The organism is Streptomyces sp. NPDC101151, assembly GCF_044768335.1.
In the GTDB taxonomy this organism is placed as follows: Bacteria; Actinomycetota; Actinomycetes; order Streptomycetales; family Streptomycetaceae; genus Streptomyces.
Map to the genome: position 1 here is coordinate 83864 of NZ_JBIWPP010000019.1, position 14843 is coordinate 98706.

A 14843-nucleotide genomic window follows, 5' to 3' on the forward strand; every position below is an offset into this window, starting at 1 on the left:
GAAGGGTGAGCGAAGGGAGCGAACTGTGATCGTCGGGTTGATCGTCGCCTGTGAGGTGGCCTTCTGGGTGCTGCTGGCCGCCGGGCTGGCCTTCCGCTACCTGTGGCGCATGCCCCGTACGGGCCTCGCCCTGCTGCTGTGCGAGCCGCTGCTCGAGGTGGTGCTGTTCACGGTCACCGCGATCGACCTCAAGAACGGCGCCGAACCCGACTGGCGGCACGGGCTGGCCGCCGTCTACATCGGCTTCACCGTCGGCCTCGGCCACTCCACGATCAAGTGGGCGGACGCCCGCGTCGCGCACCGCTTCGCGGGCGGCCCGCCCCCCGTGAAGCCCCCGAAGTACGGCACGGCCCGCGCCGTCCACGAGTGGAAGGTCGCGGCCCGCTGGGTGCTGGCCTCGGTCGTCGCCATGGCCCTGTTGCAGGGGGCGGTCTGGTACGTCGGCGGTGACGGCGACACCGGCTCGCTGCGCGCGTGGCAGCTGCGGATGGTGTGGCTCATCGGCATCAACCTGGTCATCGCCACCAGCTACAGCCTCTTCCCGAAGCGGGAGTCCTAGGGGGCAGGGGTCAACGCTCCCCGCCGGGCACCCACAGCACGTCCCCGGTCTCCTTGTTCGCGATCCTGGCCAGGATGAACAGCAGGTCGGAGAGCCGGTTGAGGTAGGTCGCGGTCAGCGGGTTCATGTGCTCGCCGTGCACCTCCAGGGCGGCCCAGGTGGAGCGCTCGGCCCGGCGGACGACCGTGCACGCCTGGTGCAGCAGGGCCGCGCCGGGCGTGCCGCCGGGCAGGATGAAGGAGCGCAGCTTCTCCAGCCGCTCGTTGAAGCGGTCGCAGTCCGTCTCCAGCCTGTCGATGTAGAACTGCTCGACCCTGAGGGGCGGGAACTCCGGGTTCTCCACCACCGGCGTCGACAGGTCCGCGCCCACGTCGAACAGGTCGTTCTGGACGCGGGTGAGGACCTGGACGACCTGCTCGTCCAGGCCGCCCAGCGCGATCGCGGTGCCGAGCACCGCGTTGGCCTCGTTGGCATCGGCGTACGCCGAGATCCTGAGGTCGGTCTTGGCGACCCGGCTCATGTCGCCGAGGGCGGTGCTGCCCTTGTCGCCGGTCCTGGTGTAGATGCGCGTCAGATTGACCATACGGCCAGCGTAGTTATGCGCCCGCCGTCCGGAACACACGTGTGCCCACTGTCACGGCGCCGGCCGCGAAGCCGACCGCGACGAGGACCCCGTACAGCATGGGCGCGCCGGTGTACTGGCCGACGTACGCGTCGCGCACCGCGTCCACCAGATAGCGGAACGGGACGAAGTGCGAGAGCACGTCCAGCCAGGCGGGCGCGAGGGTCATCGGGAGCATCAGGCCGGACAGCAGCATCGACGGCATCGAGACCGCGTTGATCATCGGGCCGAACTCCTGCGGAGTGCGGACCTTCATCGCCAGGGCGTACGACAGCGAGCCGAGCGCGACGGTGAGCAGCGCGACGAACGCGAAGCCGATGAGGATGCCCGGCAGGGGCGCCCGCAGGCCCATCGCCGTCGCCGCGAGCACCAGCAGCACCGCCTGGAAGACGAAGACCGTGGCGTCCCGCAGCACCCGGCCGAGGAGCAGGGCGAGCCGGCTGACGGGGGTCACCCGCATCCGCTCCACCACCCCCTGGGCGTTCTCCATGATGATCGTGAAGCCCGCGAACAGCGCTCCGAACAAGCCGAGTTGGAGCAGCAGCCCGGGGACCAGGACCTGCCATGAGCTGCCGCGCGCGCCCAGCGGAAGGTGGGTCAGGAGCGGTCCGAAGAAGAGGAGATACAGGAGCGGCATCAGCACGCCGAACAGCAGCGCGAAGCGGGAGCGCAGCGACTGCCGGAGGTAGCGGCCGTAGATGAGCGAGGTGTCGTGAAGGAGCATGGGGCGGGTCCTATACGGCTACGGGGGCGGTGTCGGCCGATGGGTCCCCCGGCCGCCGAGTCTGTTCGAGACCGGGGCAGGGACCACGGCCGGTGATGGCGAGGAAGGTGTCCTGGAGGGTGGCGTCGATCGAGCCGCCGTGCTGCAGCTTCAGCGCGCTCGGCGTGCCCTCGGCCACGACCACGCCCCGGTCGACGACGACCAGCCGGTCGGCGAGGGCGTCGGCCTCGTCCAGGTAGTGGGTGGTCAGGAAGACCGTGGTGCCGTGCTCGTCGCGCAGCCGGCGGACCAGGTGCCACAGGTCCGTGCGGCTGCCCGGGTCGAGGCCGGTCGTCGGCTCGTCCAGGAACAGCACCTTCGGGCGGTGGGTGAGCGCCATCGCGATGTCCAGGCGGCGCCGCTGGCCGCCGGAGAGTGTGGCCGTCTTCCGGTCGAGCAGCCCGGTGAGGTCCAGGTCCCGGGCGAGCTCCGCGGTGCGTGCGACCGCCTCGGCCTTCGGCAGGCGGTACATCCGGCCCTGGGTGACCAGCTCCTCCCGGACGGTGATCTGCGGGTCCACCCCGCCGGACTGGGCGACATAGCCGGAGACCCGGCGCACCCCGGCGGGGTCGGTCGCCAGGTCGTGGCCGGCGACGGTGGCCGCGCCTCCGGTGGGCTTCAGCAAGGTGGTGAGCATCCGCAGGGTGGTCGTCTTGCCGGCTCCGTTCGGGCCGAGGAAGCCGAGGATCTCGCCCTCGCGGGCGGTGAGATCGACGCTGCGCACGGCCTCGACGGGGCCCTGTCTGGTCTGGAAGGTGCGGGCCAGGCCGGCCGCGCTGATGACTGCTGCCATGCACACAGAAAAACAGAGTCTCTGAAATTTTGCAATGACTCCAAGTTTTCAGTGGGCCCAGCGAAGTTAGGATGTGAACATGGCTGAGGGGCTCAGGGAGCGGAAGAAGCGGCAGACCAGGCAGTACATCTCGGATGTCGCCACGGGGCTGTTCATCGAGCGCGGATTCGACGCGGTCACGGTCGCCGAGATCGCCGACGCCGCCAACGTCTCCGTCAACACCGTCTACAACTACTTCCCGGCCAAGGAGGACCTCTTCTTCGACCGGTCCGCCGGCGTGGTCGACCGGCTCGCCCGCTGGGTCCGCGGCCGGGACGTGGGGGAGTCCGCCGTGGGCGCCGTCCTGCGCGAGCTGCGCGGCGAGGTCGAGGCCGTCTCGCCCCGGATGGGCCTGATGCCCGGGTATGCGAGCTTCATGCGAGTCATCGAGGAGGCGCCGGCCCTGCGCTCCCGGCTGTGGGCCCTCGGCCAGGAGGTGCAGGCCAACCTGGAGCAGGCGCTGCGCGAGGAGACCGGAGCGGCCGACGACGACGAGCTGCCCAATCTGATGGCCGGTCAGATCGGTTGGGTGCACAGTACGGTCATCGCGGTCATCTCGCGCGAGATGGTCAAGGGGTGCGAACCGCGCGAAGTGTCACGAGAGGTGCTCGTCCTCCTCGACGACATCGAGGACCTGTTGAGCGAAAAGGTCCTCAACTACGCCGTCCGGGGCCCGGCCTGACCCCTCCCGGTGTGATGTCCGTCAATTGAGACGTGACGCGCGTTACTTACCGGTCACACAGCGGCTCCGGAGCGCTATGGTCCGCCGAAGAGGCAACCATAAGCAGCGTGTAAGGGGAGTCGGAGTGGCACGGAAGCTCGCCGTCATCGGGGCCGGTCTCATGGGTTCCGGCATCGCTCAGGTCGCCGCGCAGGCGGGCTGGGACGTCGTCCTGCGCGACGTCACCGACGAGGCACTCAAGCGTGGCACCGACGGCATCAAGGCCTCGTACGACAAGTTCGTCGGCAAGGGCAAGATGGAGGCGCACGACGCCGACACCGCCCTCGGCCGTATCACCGCGACCACCGACCTGGACGCCGCCGCCGACGCCGACATCGTCGTGGAGGCCGTCTTCGAGAAGCTGGAGGTCAAGCACGAGATCTTCCGCGCGCTCGACAAGATCGTGCGTGCGGACACCGTGCTCGCCTCCAACACCTCCGCCATCCCGATCACCAAGATCGCGGCGGCCACCGCGCACCCCGAGCGCGTGGTGGGCGTGCACTTCTTCTCCCCGGTGCCGATGATGCAGCTCGTCGAGCTCGTCCGCGGGTACAAGACCAGCGACGAAACCCTCGCCACCGCACGGGAGTTCGCCGAGTCCGTCGGCAAGACCTGCATCGTCGTCAACCGGGACGTGGCGGGCTTCGTCACGACGCGTCTCATCTCGGCCCTGGTGGTCGAGGCGACCAAGCTGTACGAGTCCGGCGTCGCCACGGCCGAGGACATCGACCTCGCCTGCAAGCTGGGCTTCGGCCACGCGATGGGCCCGCTGGCCACCGCGGACCTGACCGGCGTGGACATCCTGCTGCACGCCACCGGAAACATCTACACCGAGTGCCAGGACGAGAAGTTCGCCCCGCCGGAGCTGATGCGCCGGATGGTGGATGCCGGTGACATCGGACGCAAGAGCGGGCAGGGCTTCTACAAGTACTGACCCGTGCACGACCGGACGCACTCCCCGAGAGCATCACTCTCACGGGTGAATTCGGTATCGGTTCGCTTACAAGCAGCAACCGCTCTGCCGTTCAGGCAGTCAGACGTTGCACAGCACCAGACACCGTCACGGAGTACGCCACACCGCACTCAACGGGGAGCGCATATGTACATCAGGGGCGACCACGCCGAGCTGGTCGTCGGGGGCCGCCTCGACGTCCGCAGCGCGGCGGACGCCCGTACGGCCCTGCACTCGGCCGTCGACGACGGAGTCGGCGACCTGGTGCTCGACCTGTCCGAACTGGACTCCTGGGACGCCACCGGACTCGGGGTGATCATGGGTGCCCACCGGCGGGCCGGCCGCTGCGGTCGCCGCCTGGTGCTGCGCGGTGTCCCGCCGCAGATGCAGCGCCTGCTGGTGGCCACCCGGCTGCACCGCATCCTCGCCATCGAGGGCGGTATCGGAGTGGAGTCGCTGCCCCGGGTGTGACACCCGGGGCCGGTCTCCTCGACCGGGTGGGAACAGGGCGACCGGACGACCCGGACGCAGCCGCCGAACCGCACGTCGAGGGCAATCCTCACCGGACTGTGACGTCTCGGACCGCACGGCACCCCGCTCTGTCGTAGATACTGTGCGAAGGTTTAGGGTTCGGTCGCCCGCTGCCTCGCAACCCTACGAGCGGGCCCGGACCAGAAGCGACAGCGCGGTGTGCAGCGGCCGGAAGGGGCCGGTATGTCAGGGCACACGACGCTTTTGGGGGGCTTGAACCAATGGACCCGATCACTCCGGGACCCGAGGAGCACGGCCAGGCTCCGAGCCGCCGCCCGCCCCGGGAATCCCTCACCTCCGACTTCGGCCAGAGCGCACCCGCGCTCGCCCGGACGGCGCAGCTCGTCTCCGGCGACTTCCTGCTGACCGTCAACCCCGTGGACGGCAGCGAGATAGAACACTGCCCGCCGCTCGAACGGCCCGACCGGCCGCGCAAGCGCACCGTTGCCGAGCGCTCCGAGACCGAGCGCGCCGCCCGGCCGCCCGTACCCCCTGGCCCGGCGCAGCCGACGCTCGCCCTCCTCGAACGCCAGGACGAGCGCGAACGCCTGGTCCGCCTCCTCGCCCGCGGCCGCTCGGTGCGCCTCACCGGCCCCGGCGGCTCCGGCCGCACCGCCCTGCTCGACCTGGTCGCCGAGGACTGCCTGGACCTCGCCCCCGACGGCGTGGTCCGGCTCACCGGCTTCCACCGCACGGCCACCGACCTCCTGTACGACCTCTTCCACGCCGTCTACGACGCCCCCCTGTACCGGCCCGACCGGGAGCAAGCGCTCGAACTGGTCGGGGCGATCGGCGCGGTCGTCGTCGTGGACGACCTGGAGTTCGGCGGCGCCGCCCTCGACGAACTGCTCGACGCCACCCCCGAGTGCGCCTTCCTGCTCGGCACCACCCCGGACGTCCCCGCGCCCACCGCCGAGTCCGAGGTCGAGGAGGTCTTCCTCACCGGCCTGGACCGCGCGGCAGGCGTGGAGATCCTGGAGCGCGCCGTCGGCCGTGTGCTCACCGAGGAGGAGGCCAACTGGGCCGGCGACCTGTGGTTCGAGTCCGAGGGCCTGCCCCTGCGGTTCGTCCAGGCCGGCGCCCTGCTCCGGCAGCGCGACCAGCTGCGCGCCAGCAGCGGGGCGGTGGACGAGTACGGCGTCTTCGAGGACGTACGCATTCCCGTCGAGGCGCCCCTGGACGTGGCGGGGCCGGAGGTCGTTCCGCTGCCGTCGCTCGGCGAGGCGGCCGCGCCCGCCCCGCTGCTCGCCTCCCGGCTCAGCACCTCCGCCCGCGCCACCCTCCGCTTCGCCGTCGCCCTCGGCGGCGAGGTGCCGCACCAGGCGCATCTGCCCGCACTGGTCGGCGACACCCATGCGGACGCAGCGCTCGGCGAACTCACGAGCTGCGGCCTCGTCTCCCCGGTCGGCTCCCGCTACCGCCTCGCGGCCGGTGTACAGACCCAGCTGGAGGCCGCCGGTTACGCCGCCGACGCCCCCGGCCAGGCCTTCGCCGCCGCCGAGCACTACGCCTGGTGGGCCGGGCACCCCTCGGTCACCCCCGAGCGGGTGTGCGCCGAGGCCGACGCGGTCCTCGCCGCGCTCGCGGTCGTGGTGCCCGCCACGCTGCCTCCCGTCGAGGGTGAGGAGACCGTCGCGGTACGGCTCGCCCGCACGGCCGCGCCCGCCTTCGCCACCGGCCTGCACTGGAGCGCCTGGCAGCGCGCCCTGCGCTCCGGCGCGGAGGCCTCCCGGCTGTCCGGCGAGGTCACCGAACAGGCCTACTTCCACCACGAGTTGGGCGTCCTCGCGCTCTGTGGCGGACAGCTCGACCGGGCCCGCACCGAGCTGGAGACCTCCAACGGGCTGCGCGGGGCGCTCGCGGACAAGCGGGGCGCGGTGGCCGGACGCCGCGCGCTGGCGCTGGTCGCCGACCGATCGGGTGAGGTGCCCGGGCCTGCCGCGATGGCGGGCGAGGAGGTGCCGGACGCCCGTCACGAGGAGTCCGCCTCGCCGCCGGGCGGGGTAACGGCGGCCTATCCGCCCTACGGGCCCGCCGACGACGTCCTGGTCACCCATCGGCCCCCGGCCGCCAAGCCCCTGGGCGGCATCCGCCGTCTGGCCCGGCGCAACATGGTCGCGGCCGGCTCCGGGGCGTTGCTCGCCGCCGTCCTCGGCACGGTCGTCACCCTCGGCATGACGTCCCAGGAGAACGCCGACCGGAACCCGGCCGGCAAGGTCGACGTCAACCCGTCCGCGAGCCAGGGCCTGGACGACGGCAGCCTGGGCGCGGACCCGAAGAAGGACGAGGGCCCGGGCGGCAGCACCGGCCGCCCCACCGCCACCCCGACGGACCCGGGCCCCGACGGCACCTACGGCACGTCGGACGACCCGACCCCGCCCCCGACCACACCGTCGACCCGTCCGACCGGCACCCAGGGTTCCGGCGGCGGGCACACGACTCCCACACCGTCCAGGTCGCACACGACGAAGCCGGGCACCCCGACACCGACGAAGAGCACCCCGTCGAGTCCGTCGAGCAGCCCGTCGACGAGCCCGTCGGTCACACCCACGCCGACCCCTACCCCGACGGCATCCACCCCCTCGACCAGCGACTCGGCCAGCGGTCCGGCGGCATCGAGCAGCTCGGCGAGCGCCCCGGAGAGCGGCGGCCCGGATTCCCTGATCTGACGTTCCCCGTACACAGCGGGAGGGCCGGACCATGAGCGGTCCGGCCCTCCCGCTGTGTACGGGGAACGCTGTTCAGAACAGCCGCAGCTTGTCGTCCTCGATGCCGCGCATGGCGTCGTAGTCCAGGATCTGGCAGTTGATGTCGCGGTCGGTGGCCAGGACGCGCGCCTGGGGCTTGATCTCCTGGGCGGCGAAGATGCCGCGGACCGGGGCGAGATGCGGGTCGCGGTTCAACAGATCCAGGTAGCGCGTGAGTTGCTCCACGCCGTCGATCTCGCCGCGGCGCTTGATCTCGACCGCGACCGTCTGCCCGTCCGCGTCCCGGCACAGGATGTCCACCGGGCCGATCGCGGTCATGTACTCGCGGCGGATGAGGGTGTAGCCCTCGCCCAGCGTCTCGATGCGGTCGGCGAGCAGCTCCTGCAGGTGCGCCTCCACGCCGTCCTTGATCAGGCCGGGGTCCACACCGAGTTCGTGCGAGGAGTCATGGAGGATTTCCTCCATTGTGATGATCAGTTTCTCGCCCGCTTTGTTGACGACGGTCCACACGCCCTCGTCCTCGCCCGCGCCCTCCTTCAGGGTGCAGGGCGGCGACATCCAGTTGAGGGGTTTGTAGGCCCGGTCGTCCGCGTGGATGGAGACGCTGCCGTCCGCCTTGACCAGGATCAGGCGGGGCGCCGAGGGCAGGTGGGCGGTGAGCCGGCCGGCGTAGTCGACCGAGCATCGGGCAATGACGAGACGCATGGTCGGCAACGCTACTCGACACACACGGGTGCACGCGATTCGCCCTCCGCCCCGTCCGTCTCCACCGTCAACCGGGACCCAGTGGCCACCCCATTCATCCTGGAAACTCTTGTTCATCCCTGGCCGATTGTGCGCCTAAAGGGACTGTCCCATATACGCATTCTGCTGGTGTCGTCACCTACCGTTGCCTACCGTAGAGAACGGGAGGTCGCCATGTGTGTACTGAGCGTGTTCGATATCGCGAACTCCCCTATCTGTCCGGCAACCCCTGCTCTTCGGGGGTGCGAGAGGAGAACCCATGTCGCTCGACGTCTCACCGGCCCTACTCGAACAGGCCGAGCGAGGCGAGGTCGACGAAGCAGCATTCGTCGACTGCGTCCGGACCTCCCTGCCCTATGCGTGGGAGATGATCAGCTCCCTGGTGGCCCAGCTGAAGGTGGACGGCGGACCCTTCGCCGACAACCAGACGCCTCCGCCGGACGAGCAGGCACGCGGTCAGCTGCTGCGTGCGCTCGCGAGTGACGCCATACGCGGCGCTCTGCAGCGGCACTTCGGTGTGCGGCTGGCCTTCCAGAACTGCCATCGGGTGGCGGTGTTCCCGCCGGACGCCTCGGTGGACGAGACGTTGGCCCGCTTCACCTCGGTGCGCAGCCAGTTGCTCAACCAGTCGCCGGAGTTTCGGGACTGCTGACGCGTGGCTCCCGGGCTGCCGCTCCCGGGCTGCTGACACAGCGAGCCGCTTGCTTGCCGCTCCACCCGCGGGAGGTGCATTCGTACTGGGGCGGCAAGCCCCCTTGGAACAAGGGAGTCGGCGGCGGTCAGCGCAGCTGGGGCAGTACCTCGGCGCCCAGCCGCCGTAGGTTCTCCTCCGTCGCGGCGAGGTCGCCCGAGCCCTCGACGAGCAGGGCGAAGCGGGAGATGCCGGTGCGCTCCGAGGTGGCCGCGAGCCGGTCGGCGGCCAGCCGGGGGGTGCCCACCGGGTGCAGGCCGCAGAGCAGTTCGGTGTAGGCGAGCGGGTCGCGCATCGTGCGCGCCCGGCCGTCGACCGTCACATGGGCCTCCAGGCCCTGCTTGAGCCACCCGGGCAACGCCTTCAGCAGCGTCTCCGCCGCGTCCGTGCGCCGGTCCGCGATCTGGCAGACGCCGGCGGAGACATGGGCCGCACCCACGATCTCCTCGGCCGGCCGGCCCGCGGCCCGCGCGAACTGCCGCCACAGGGCTACCATCTCGGCCTTTTCCTCGTCCCCGACGTGCATCCCGAGCAGCATCGGCAGCCCGCGCTCGGCGGCCAGCCGTACGCTCGCCGGCGAGGTGCAGGCGACGACGACCTCGGGGCCGGGCGTCTCCGTCAGCGCCTCCGACGGGCGGGGCACGACGGGCACCTCACGGAAGGAGAACCGTTCACCCGAAGCCGAGACCGACGGCTCGCGCAGCCAGCGCACCAGCAGATCGAGTGATTCGGGGAACCCGTGCTCGTACGCGTCCAGGCCCGCCCCGAACACCTCCAGATCCACCCACGGTCCGCCGCGCCCCACGCCCAGCGTGAACCGTCCGCCGCTCGTCAGATGCAGCAGCGCGGCCTGTTCGCCGAGCGCGACCGGGTGCGCCGTGGGCAGTACGCTGACCGCCGTGCCGACACGGATGCGCCGGGTGCGGCCGAGCAGTAAGGCGGCCAGGGTGACCGCGGACGGGCATGTGCCGTACGGCACGAAGTGGTGCTCGGCCAGCCATACCGCGTCCAGCCCGGCCTCCTCGGCCACCTCCGCCGAGCGGACCGCCCGGTGCAGGGCCTCCCCGGGGCCCTGGCCCGGGAACTGGGCCGCCAGCACAAAACTTCCTACGTACATCGCAATTCCTGCTTCCTTGGCTCCGACTGGAGCTCCCCCGACCGGCATAACCGTCTGACACGTGCCGAGGACACGGCCTGGCGGGGAGATTTGCGGATTGTCTGCAGAATGGGCCGTCTCGGAGGGGGACTTGTACGGGTTGGAGCGCTACGCGTACCCCGGCAGGGGCCGCGTAGTCTGGATGCAGCCCGTGCTTCCTGTATAGCTCCGAGAGGTGTCCCGTGTCCCCGCGTCGCAACCGACCGAAGGTGGCCGGCCCGTCCGGCCGGAGCGCCGAGGACGACCGGACAGGCCGATACGGCGGCTGGGAGTCCACGGAGAGCTGGCAGGGCGAGGAGTGGACCGTGCGCCATGTCGCCGGGGCGAGCACGCAGGGCAAGACCTACCGCTGCCCGGGCTGCGACCAGCTGATCCCCTCCGGTGTCCCGCACGTGGTGGCCTGGCCGGAGCACGCGGGCGTCGACGACCGCCGTCACTGGCACAAGGCGTGCTGGAACGCGAAGGACCGCCGCACCACGAGGGTGCAGCGGTCCCGTAACGCGCCGAGGTTCTGAGCTACACGTCCCGGCTCTGCAGCAGCGCGTAGGCGCCGGCGAACGCGGCAGCCGTCACGCCCAGCATGATCCACAGCGGGTCCCAGCCCGACGGGCCGGACTGGCTCAGGGTGTTGTCGTAGAAGACGCCCATCTGGCTCGGGATCGAGTACTCGAGCAGCGCCTTCTGTACCTTCTCCAGCGACGACGCGTTCATGAACAGCGCGATCACCAGCGGGGCGAGCACCGCGCCGATCATGATGGTGATGGCGCCGGCCGAGTGCCTGATGATCGAGCCGACCAGGAGCGAGAGCAGGCCGAGCAGCGCGATGTACAGGCTGATGCCCAACGTCGCCTTCAGCCATTCCCCGCCGGTCGGGCTGCCCGCGCCCTGGCCCTCCAGCATGGCCGTCTGCACCATCGCCACGAAGGACACGGTGGCCAGCGTCACCACGAAGGCGATGACGAAGAACACGATCGACTTGGCGGCCAGCACCCGGCCCCGGCTGGGGCACGCGGTCATCGTCGTACGGATCATGCCCGTGCCGTACTCGGACGCCGTGGTCAGCACGCCGAGCGTCATGATGCACATCATGCCGATCAGCAGACCGAAGAAGCCGAGGGTCAGCGGGCTCTCGCCGGACAGATCACCCGAGCCCTGGACCGCGAGGCCGGCCATGAGGCCGATGCCGACCACGAGCAGGATGAACACGCCGAGCGTCCACATCGTGGAACGCACCGACCTGATCTTCGTCCACTCGGAGGCCAGTGCGTGGCCGAGGTTGGTGCGCACGATCGGGATGGGCGAGCTGTAGCCGGGGTACGGCCCGCCGGGCGCCGCCTGCCATTCGGGCGCGGACGGAGGGGAGGGTGCCGGCGGCATCGGGGGCTGGTGGGTGCTCATCGGGCGTCCTCGGGCTGGGTCGGGTCGGCGGCCGGAGCCGCGGGAGCGGGCTGGGACGGAGCGACGGCCGGAGCCGCGGGAGCGGCCACCGCAGGCTGCGCCACGGGGGCCTGCGGGGCCGGTGCGGCGTACGGGTTGGGCGCTCCCGCGCCGGGAGCGCCGTACGCACCCGCGGGCGGCGTCGGCATCGCGAACGGCTGGCCGCCCTGCTGGGGCGGCGGCGGGGCGTACCAGCCCGGCTGGCCCTGGCCGGGCACCGGCATGGGCGGCTGGGCACCGGGCGGCAGCGGCTGCTGCAGGCCCGCCCTCTGGTCGATGGTCGAGCGGTAGTCGACAGCGCCCTGCGTCATCCGCATGTACGCCTCCTCCAGCGAGGCCTGGTGCGGCGACAGCTCCCACAGCCGTACGTCGGCCTCGTGCGCGAGGTCGCTGATCCGGGGCAGCGGCAGCCCGGTCACGCGCAGCGCGCCGTCCTGCTCCGGCAGCACATGGCCGCCCGCCTCGGTGAGCGCGGAGGACAGCTTCTCGCGCAGCTGGGGCTCGGTGTCCGGGGTGCGGACGCGGGCGAAGTCGGCGGAGTTGGCCGAGATGAAGTCCTTCACGCTCATGTCGGCGAGCAGCTGGCCGCGCCCGATCACGATGAGGTGGTCGGCGGTCAGCGCCATCTCGCTCATCAGGTGAGAGGAGACGAAGACCGTGCGGCCCTCGGCGGCGAGTGCCTTCATCAGGTTGCGCACCCAGAGGATGCCCTCGGGGTCGAGGCCGTTGACGGGCTCGTCGAAGAGCAGCACCTGGGGGTCGCCGAGCAGCGCGGCGGCGATGCCGAGGCGCTGGCCCATGCCGAGCGAGAAGCCCTTGGAGCGCTTCCTCGCCACCTCCTGGAGGCCGACGACCCCGAGCACCTCGTCCACCCGCCGGGCCGGGATGCCCGACAGCTGGGCGAGGCTCAGCAGGTGGTTGCGTGCGGCCCGGCCGCCGTGCACCGCCTTGGCGTCGAGCAGCGCGCCCACCTGGCGGGGGGCGTTGGGCAGCTTGCGGTACGGGTAACCGCCGATGGTCACCGTGCCGGACGTCGGGTTGTCCAGCCCGAGGATCATCCGCATGGTCGTCGACTTGCCCGAGCCGTTCGGCCCGAGGAAGCCGGTCACGGCTCCCGGCCGTACCTGGAAGGAAAGGTTGTACACGGCGGTCTTGTCGCCGTAGCGCTTGGTAAGGCCTACAGCCTCGATCATGCTCCGCACCCATCGAAAGGTTCAGGACAGCGGGGCACACGCCCCCGTAAGGGTTAGGAGGATATCCGGGCGCTGACGGTTCCGCTCAAGAGAATGTAAAGCCTGAGCATCACAGAACGTCAACGATGGGCCTCACTGGGCGTCGCGCCGCTTCAGCAGAACGTAACCGCCCGCGATCGCCGCGATCACCCACAGCGCCATGATCCCGAGCCCGCCCCAGGGCCCGTAGGGGGTGTCGTCGTCGAGCCCCGGCACCACCTGCATGATCCGGCTGCCGGCCTGGTCGGGCAGGAAGCGGCCGACCTTCTTCGTGGCGTCGACGTTGCCGAGGATGTTGGAGATCAGGAAGAAGAACGGCATCAGGATGCCGAGCGAGAGCATCGGCGAGCGCAGCATCGCGGCGACGCCCATGGAGAACATCGCGATGAGGGCCATGTAGAGCCCGCCGCCGAGCACCGCGCGCAGCACACCGGGGGCGTCGATCGTGGTCCCGAGGGAGCCGAGCATCGCCTGTCCGAGGAAGAAGGCGGCGAAGCTGGTGACCAGGCCGACGGCCAGGGCGAGTGCGGCGGCCACGGCGATCTTGCTGAACAGGAAGGTGGCGCGCTGCGGCACCGCGGCCAGCGAGACTCGGATCATGCCCGTGCTGTACTCGTTGGAGACGACGAGCACCCCGAAGACGATCATGGCGAGCTGGCCGAGGGTCATGCCCGCGAAGCTCACCACCGTGGCGTCGAAGGAGAGCCGCTCACGCAGCGGCAGGTCGTCGTACTGGCTCTTCGACAGTGCGGAAATGAGCATCCCCAGAGCGAGAGTGACCACCACGGCCAGCGACAGTGTCCACACGGTGGACGCGACTGACCGGATCTTTGTCCACTCGGACCGGATCACCTGGACGGCCGCCATCCCTCACGCTCCCTTCCAGCCGGTGCCCCAGTCCCGCGGCACCGGAGCGGGCCCGGCGTGTGCGTGGTACTCCACCGAATCCGCCGTCAGCTGCATGAACGCCTCCTCCAGCGAGGCCTGCTGCGGGCTCAGCTCGTGCAGCACGATCCCGTTCCGTGCGGCCAGTTCCCCGATCCGCTCGGCCTTGCCGCCCTCCACCTCCAGCACGCCGCCTCCCGCTTGCACGACGGTGATGCCGTCCTCGTGCAGGACGTCCAGGAGCCGCTCGCGTTGCGGAGACCGGATCCGGACGAAACTGCGCGAGTTCTGCCGGATGAAGTCCGCCATCGAGGTGTCGGCGAGCAGCCGCCCCTGCCCGATGACCACGAGATGATCGGCGGTCAGCGCCATCTCGCTCATGAGATGACTGGACACGAACACCGTCCGGCCCTGCGCGGCCAGCGATTTCATCAGGTTCCGGATCCAGTGGATCCCCTCGGGATCGAGCCCGTTGACCGGCTCGTCGAACATCAGGATCCGCGGATCACCGAGCAGCGCGGCCGCGATCCCGAGCCGCTGGCCCATGCCGTACGAGAATCCCTTGGCCTTCTTCCTCGCCACGGCGGTGAGCCCCACGGTGTCGAGCACCTCGTCCACCCGTTGCCGGGGGATCCCGTTGCTCTGCGCGAGACAGAGCAGATGGTTGAAGGCGGTGCGCCCACCGTGCACGGCCTTCGCGTCCAGCAGGGCACCGATGTACGTGAGCGGGTCCTTCAACTGGGCGTAGTGCCTGCCGTCGATCCGGACGTCCCCGGCGGTGGGCCGGTCCAGGCCGAGGATCATCCGCATGGTCGTGGACTTCCCGGCGCCGTTGGGCCCGAGAAACCCGGTCACGATGCCGGGCCTGACCATGAAGGTGAGGCCGTCGACCGCCACCTTGTCGCCGTACCGCTTGGTCAGCCCAGCCAACTCGATCATGCGGCCACGCTAAGACGGGTGTTGGACGGCTGCCACTTGAGCGGCGCCCCGCGCGACCTTGGCCCGCAGCC

At 70.7% G+C, this 14843-nt stretch carries 16 protein-coding genes; 7 read left to right on the forward strand and 9 right to left on the reverse strand.

The genetic code is table 11. From position 1 onward, the window contains the following. The first annotated feature begins 25 nt into the window (after positions 1 to 25). Positions 26 to 559, forward strand: coding sequence for a hypothetical protein (locus tag ACIRU3_RS29785; protein WP_404062498.1), 534 nt, complete (start codon positions 26 to 28; stop codon positions 557 to 559). A gap of 10 nt (positions 560 to 569) precedes the next feature. Here the strand turns inward: ACIRU3_RS29785 and ACIRU3_RS29790 are convergent, their stop codons facing one another. Genes ACIRU3_RS29790 through ACIRU3_RS29800 form a run of 3 tightly spaced genes read right to left on the reverse strand, consistent with a single transcriptional unit; the run spans position 570 to position 2737 of the window. Then, the gene (locus tag ACIRU3_RS29790; RefSeq protein ID WP_404062501.1) at positions 570 to 1142 is read right to left on the reverse strand and encodes a cob(I)yrinic acid a,c-diamide adenosyltransferase; all 573 of its coding nucleotides are present in this window, start codon (positions 1140 to 1142) and stop codon (positions 570 to 572) included. Positions 1143 to 1155: 13 nt separating this feature from the next. Then, positions 1156 to 1905 carry an ABC transporter permease gene (locus ACIRU3_RS29795; RefSeq protein ID WP_404062504.1) on the reverse strand — a complete coding sequence of 250 codons (750 nt, stop codon included), beginning with the start codon at positions 1903 to 1905 and terminating at the stop codon, positions 1156 to 1158. Positions 1906 to 1915: 10 nt separating this feature from the next. Then, positions 1916 to 2737, reverse strand: coding sequence for an ABC transporter ATP-binding protein (locus ACIRU3_RS29800; RefSeq protein ID WP_404062507.1), 822 nt, complete (start codon positions 2735 to 2737; stop codon positions 1916 to 1918). A gap of 79 nt (positions 2738 to 2816) precedes the next feature. Here ACIRU3_RS29800 and ACIRU3_RS29805 point away from each other — a divergent pair, with 79 nt between their 5' ends. The 4 genes from ACIRU3_RS29805 to ACIRU3_RS29820 all read left to right on the forward strand — a co-directional run bounded on the left by ACIRU3_RS29805 (position 2817) and on the right by ACIRU3_RS29820 (position 7649). After that, positions 2817 to 3458: a TetR/AcrR family transcriptional regulator gene (locus ACIRU3_RS29805; RefSeq protein WP_404062510.1), complete on the forward strand. Its 642-nt coding sequence runs from the start codon at positions 2817 to 2819 to the stop codon at positions 3456 to 3458. Positions 3459 to 3582: 124 nt separating this feature from the next. Then, on the forward strand, positions 3583 to 4431 hold the full coding sequence (locus ACIRU3_RS29810; RefSeq protein ID WP_404062512.1) for a 3-hydroxyacyl-CoA dehydrogenase family protein: 849 nt from the start codon (positions 3583 to 3585) through the stop codon (positions 4429 to 4431). 165 nt (positions 4432 to 4596) lie between these two features. Beyond that, positions 4597 to 4920: an STAS domain-containing protein gene (locus tag ACIRU3_RS29815; protein WP_031171888.1), complete on the forward strand. Its 324-nt coding sequence runs from the start codon at positions 4597 to 4599 to the stop codon at positions 4918 to 4920. A 281-nt stretch (positions 4921 to 5201) separates the two neighbouring features. Next, entirely contained in the window at positions 5202 to 7649 is a 2448-nt protein-coding gene (locus ACIRU3_RS29820; RefSeq protein ID WP_404062515.1) for an ATP-binding protein, read from the forward strand. 72 nt (positions 7650 to 7721) lie between these two features. Here the strand turns inward: ACIRU3_RS29820 and nucS are convergent, their stop codons facing one another. Then, positions 7722 to 8393 (reverse strand): endonuclease NucS, encoded by a 672-nt coding sequence (gene nucS, locus ACIRU3_RS29825; protein WP_404062517.1) that lies wholly within the window; start codon positions 8391 to 8393, stop codon positions 7722 to 7724. Positions 8394 to 8691: 298 nt separating this feature from the next. Between nucS and ACIRU3_RS29830 the strand changes: the two genes are divergently transcribed. Continuing rightward, complete coding sequence (locus ACIRU3_RS29830) at positions 8692 to 9084, forward strand: SCO5389 family protein (RefSeq protein ID WP_344348597.1); 393 nt, start codon at positions 8692 to 8694, stop codon at positions 9082 to 9084. A gap of 127 nt (positions 9085 to 9211) precedes the next feature. Here ACIRU3_RS29830 and ACIRU3_RS29835 read toward each other — a convergent pair whose 3' ends face one another. Continuing rightward, the gene (locus ACIRU3_RS29835) at positions 9212 to 10240 is read right to left on the reverse strand and encodes an LLM class flavin-dependent oxidoreductase (RefSeq protein ID WP_404062519.1); all 1029 of its coding nucleotides are present in this window, start codon (positions 10238 to 10240) and stop codon (positions 9212 to 9214) included. Between the two features lie 221 nt (positions 10241 to 10461). Between ACIRU3_RS29835 and ACIRU3_RS29840 the strand changes: the two genes are divergently transcribed. Continuing rightward, a complete protein-coding gene (locus tag ACIRU3_RS29840; protein ID WP_404062521.1) occupies positions 10462 to 10794 on the forward strand; it encodes an ATP/GTP-binding protein in 333 nt (110 codons plus the stop codon). 1 nt (position 10795) lies between these two features. Here the strand turns inward: ACIRU3_RS29840 and ACIRU3_RS29845 are convergent, their stop codons facing one another. From ACIRU3_RS29845 to ACIRU3_RS29860, 4 genes are all read right to left on the reverse strand, one after another. Continuing rightward, entirely contained in the window at positions 10796 to 11677 is an 882-nt protein-coding gene (locus tag ACIRU3_RS29845; protein ID WP_404062523.1) for an ABC transporter permease subunit, read from the reverse strand. Next, the gene (locus ACIRU3_RS29850; protein WP_404062525.1) at positions 11674 to 12909 is read right to left on the reverse strand and encodes an ABC transporter ATP-binding protein; all 1236 of its coding nucleotides are present in this window, start codon (positions 12907 to 12909) and stop codon (positions 11674 to 11676) included. The genes ACIRU3_RS29845 and ACIRU3_RS29850 overlap by 4 nt, the downstream gene beginning before the upstream one ends. Positions 12910 to 13041: 132 nt before the next feature. Beyond that, a complete protein-coding gene (locus ACIRU3_RS29855; protein ID WP_404062528.1) occupies positions 13042 to 13815 on the reverse strand; it encodes an ABC transporter permease in 774 nt (257 codons plus the stop codon). A gap of 3 nt (positions 13816 to 13818) precedes the next feature. Further along, positions 13819 to 14772 carry an ABC transporter ATP-binding protein gene (locus ACIRU3_RS29860; RefSeq protein ID WP_404062530.1) on the reverse strand — a complete coding sequence of 318 codons (954 nt, stop codon included), beginning with the start codon at positions 14770 to 14772 and terminating at the stop codon, positions 13819 to 13821. Between the last annotated feature and the right edge of the window lie 71 nt (positions 14773 to 14843).

Coding starts and splice junctions, on each gene's coding strand:
- ACIRU3_RS29790 (WP_404062501.1), bottom strand. CDS start 1,142: ATGGTCAATCTGACGCGCATCTACACCAGGACCGGCGACAAGGGCAGC.
- ACIRU3_RS29795 (WP_404062504.1), bottom strand. CDS start 1,905: ATGCTCCTTCACGACACCTCGCTCATCTACGGCCGCTACCTCCGGCAG.
- ACIRU3_RS29800 (WP_404062507.1), bottom strand. CDS start 2,737: ATGGCAGCAGTCATCAGCGCGGCCGGCCTGGCCCGCACCTTCCAGACC.
- ACIRU3_RS29805 (WP_404062510.1), top strand. CDS start 2,817: ATGGCTGAGGGGCTCAGGGAGCGGAAGAAGCGGCAGACCAGGCAGTAC.
- ACIRU3_RS29815 (WP_031171888.1), top strand. CDS start 4,597: ATGTACATCAGGGGCGACCACGCCGAGCTGGTCGTCGGGGGCCGCCTC.
- ACIRU3_RS29820 (WP_404062515.1), top strand. CDS start 5,202: ATGGACCCGATCACTCCGGGACCCGAGGAGCACGGCCAGGCTCCGAGC.
- nucS (WP_404062517.1), bottom strand. CDS start 8,393: ATGCGTCTCGTCATTGCCCGATGCTCGGTCGACTACGCCGGCCGGCTC.
- ACIRU3_RS29830 (WP_344348597.1), top strand. CDS start 8,692: ATGTCGCTCGACGTCTCACCGGCCCTACTCGAACAGGCCGAGCGAGGC.
- ACIRU3_RS29835 (WP_404062519.1), bottom strand. CDS start 10,240: ATGTACGTAGGAAGTTTTGTGCTGGCGGCCCAGTTCCCGGGCCAGGGC.
- ACIRU3_RS29845 (WP_404062523.1), bottom strand. CDS start 11,677: ATGAGCACCCACCAGCCCCCGATGCCGCCGGCACCCTCCCCTCCGTCC.
- ACIRU3_RS29850 (WP_404062525.1), bottom strand. CDS start 12,909: ATGATCGAGGCTGTAGGCCTTACCAAGCGCTACGGCGACAAGACCGCC.
- ACIRU3_RS29855 (WP_404062528.1), bottom strand. CDS start 13,815: ATGGCGGCCGTCCAGGTGATCCGGTCCGAGTGGACAAAGATCCGGTCA.
- ACIRU3_RS29860 (WP_404062530.1), bottom strand. CDS start 14,772: ATGATCGAGTTGGCTGGGCTGACCAAGCGGTACGGCGACAAGGTGGCG.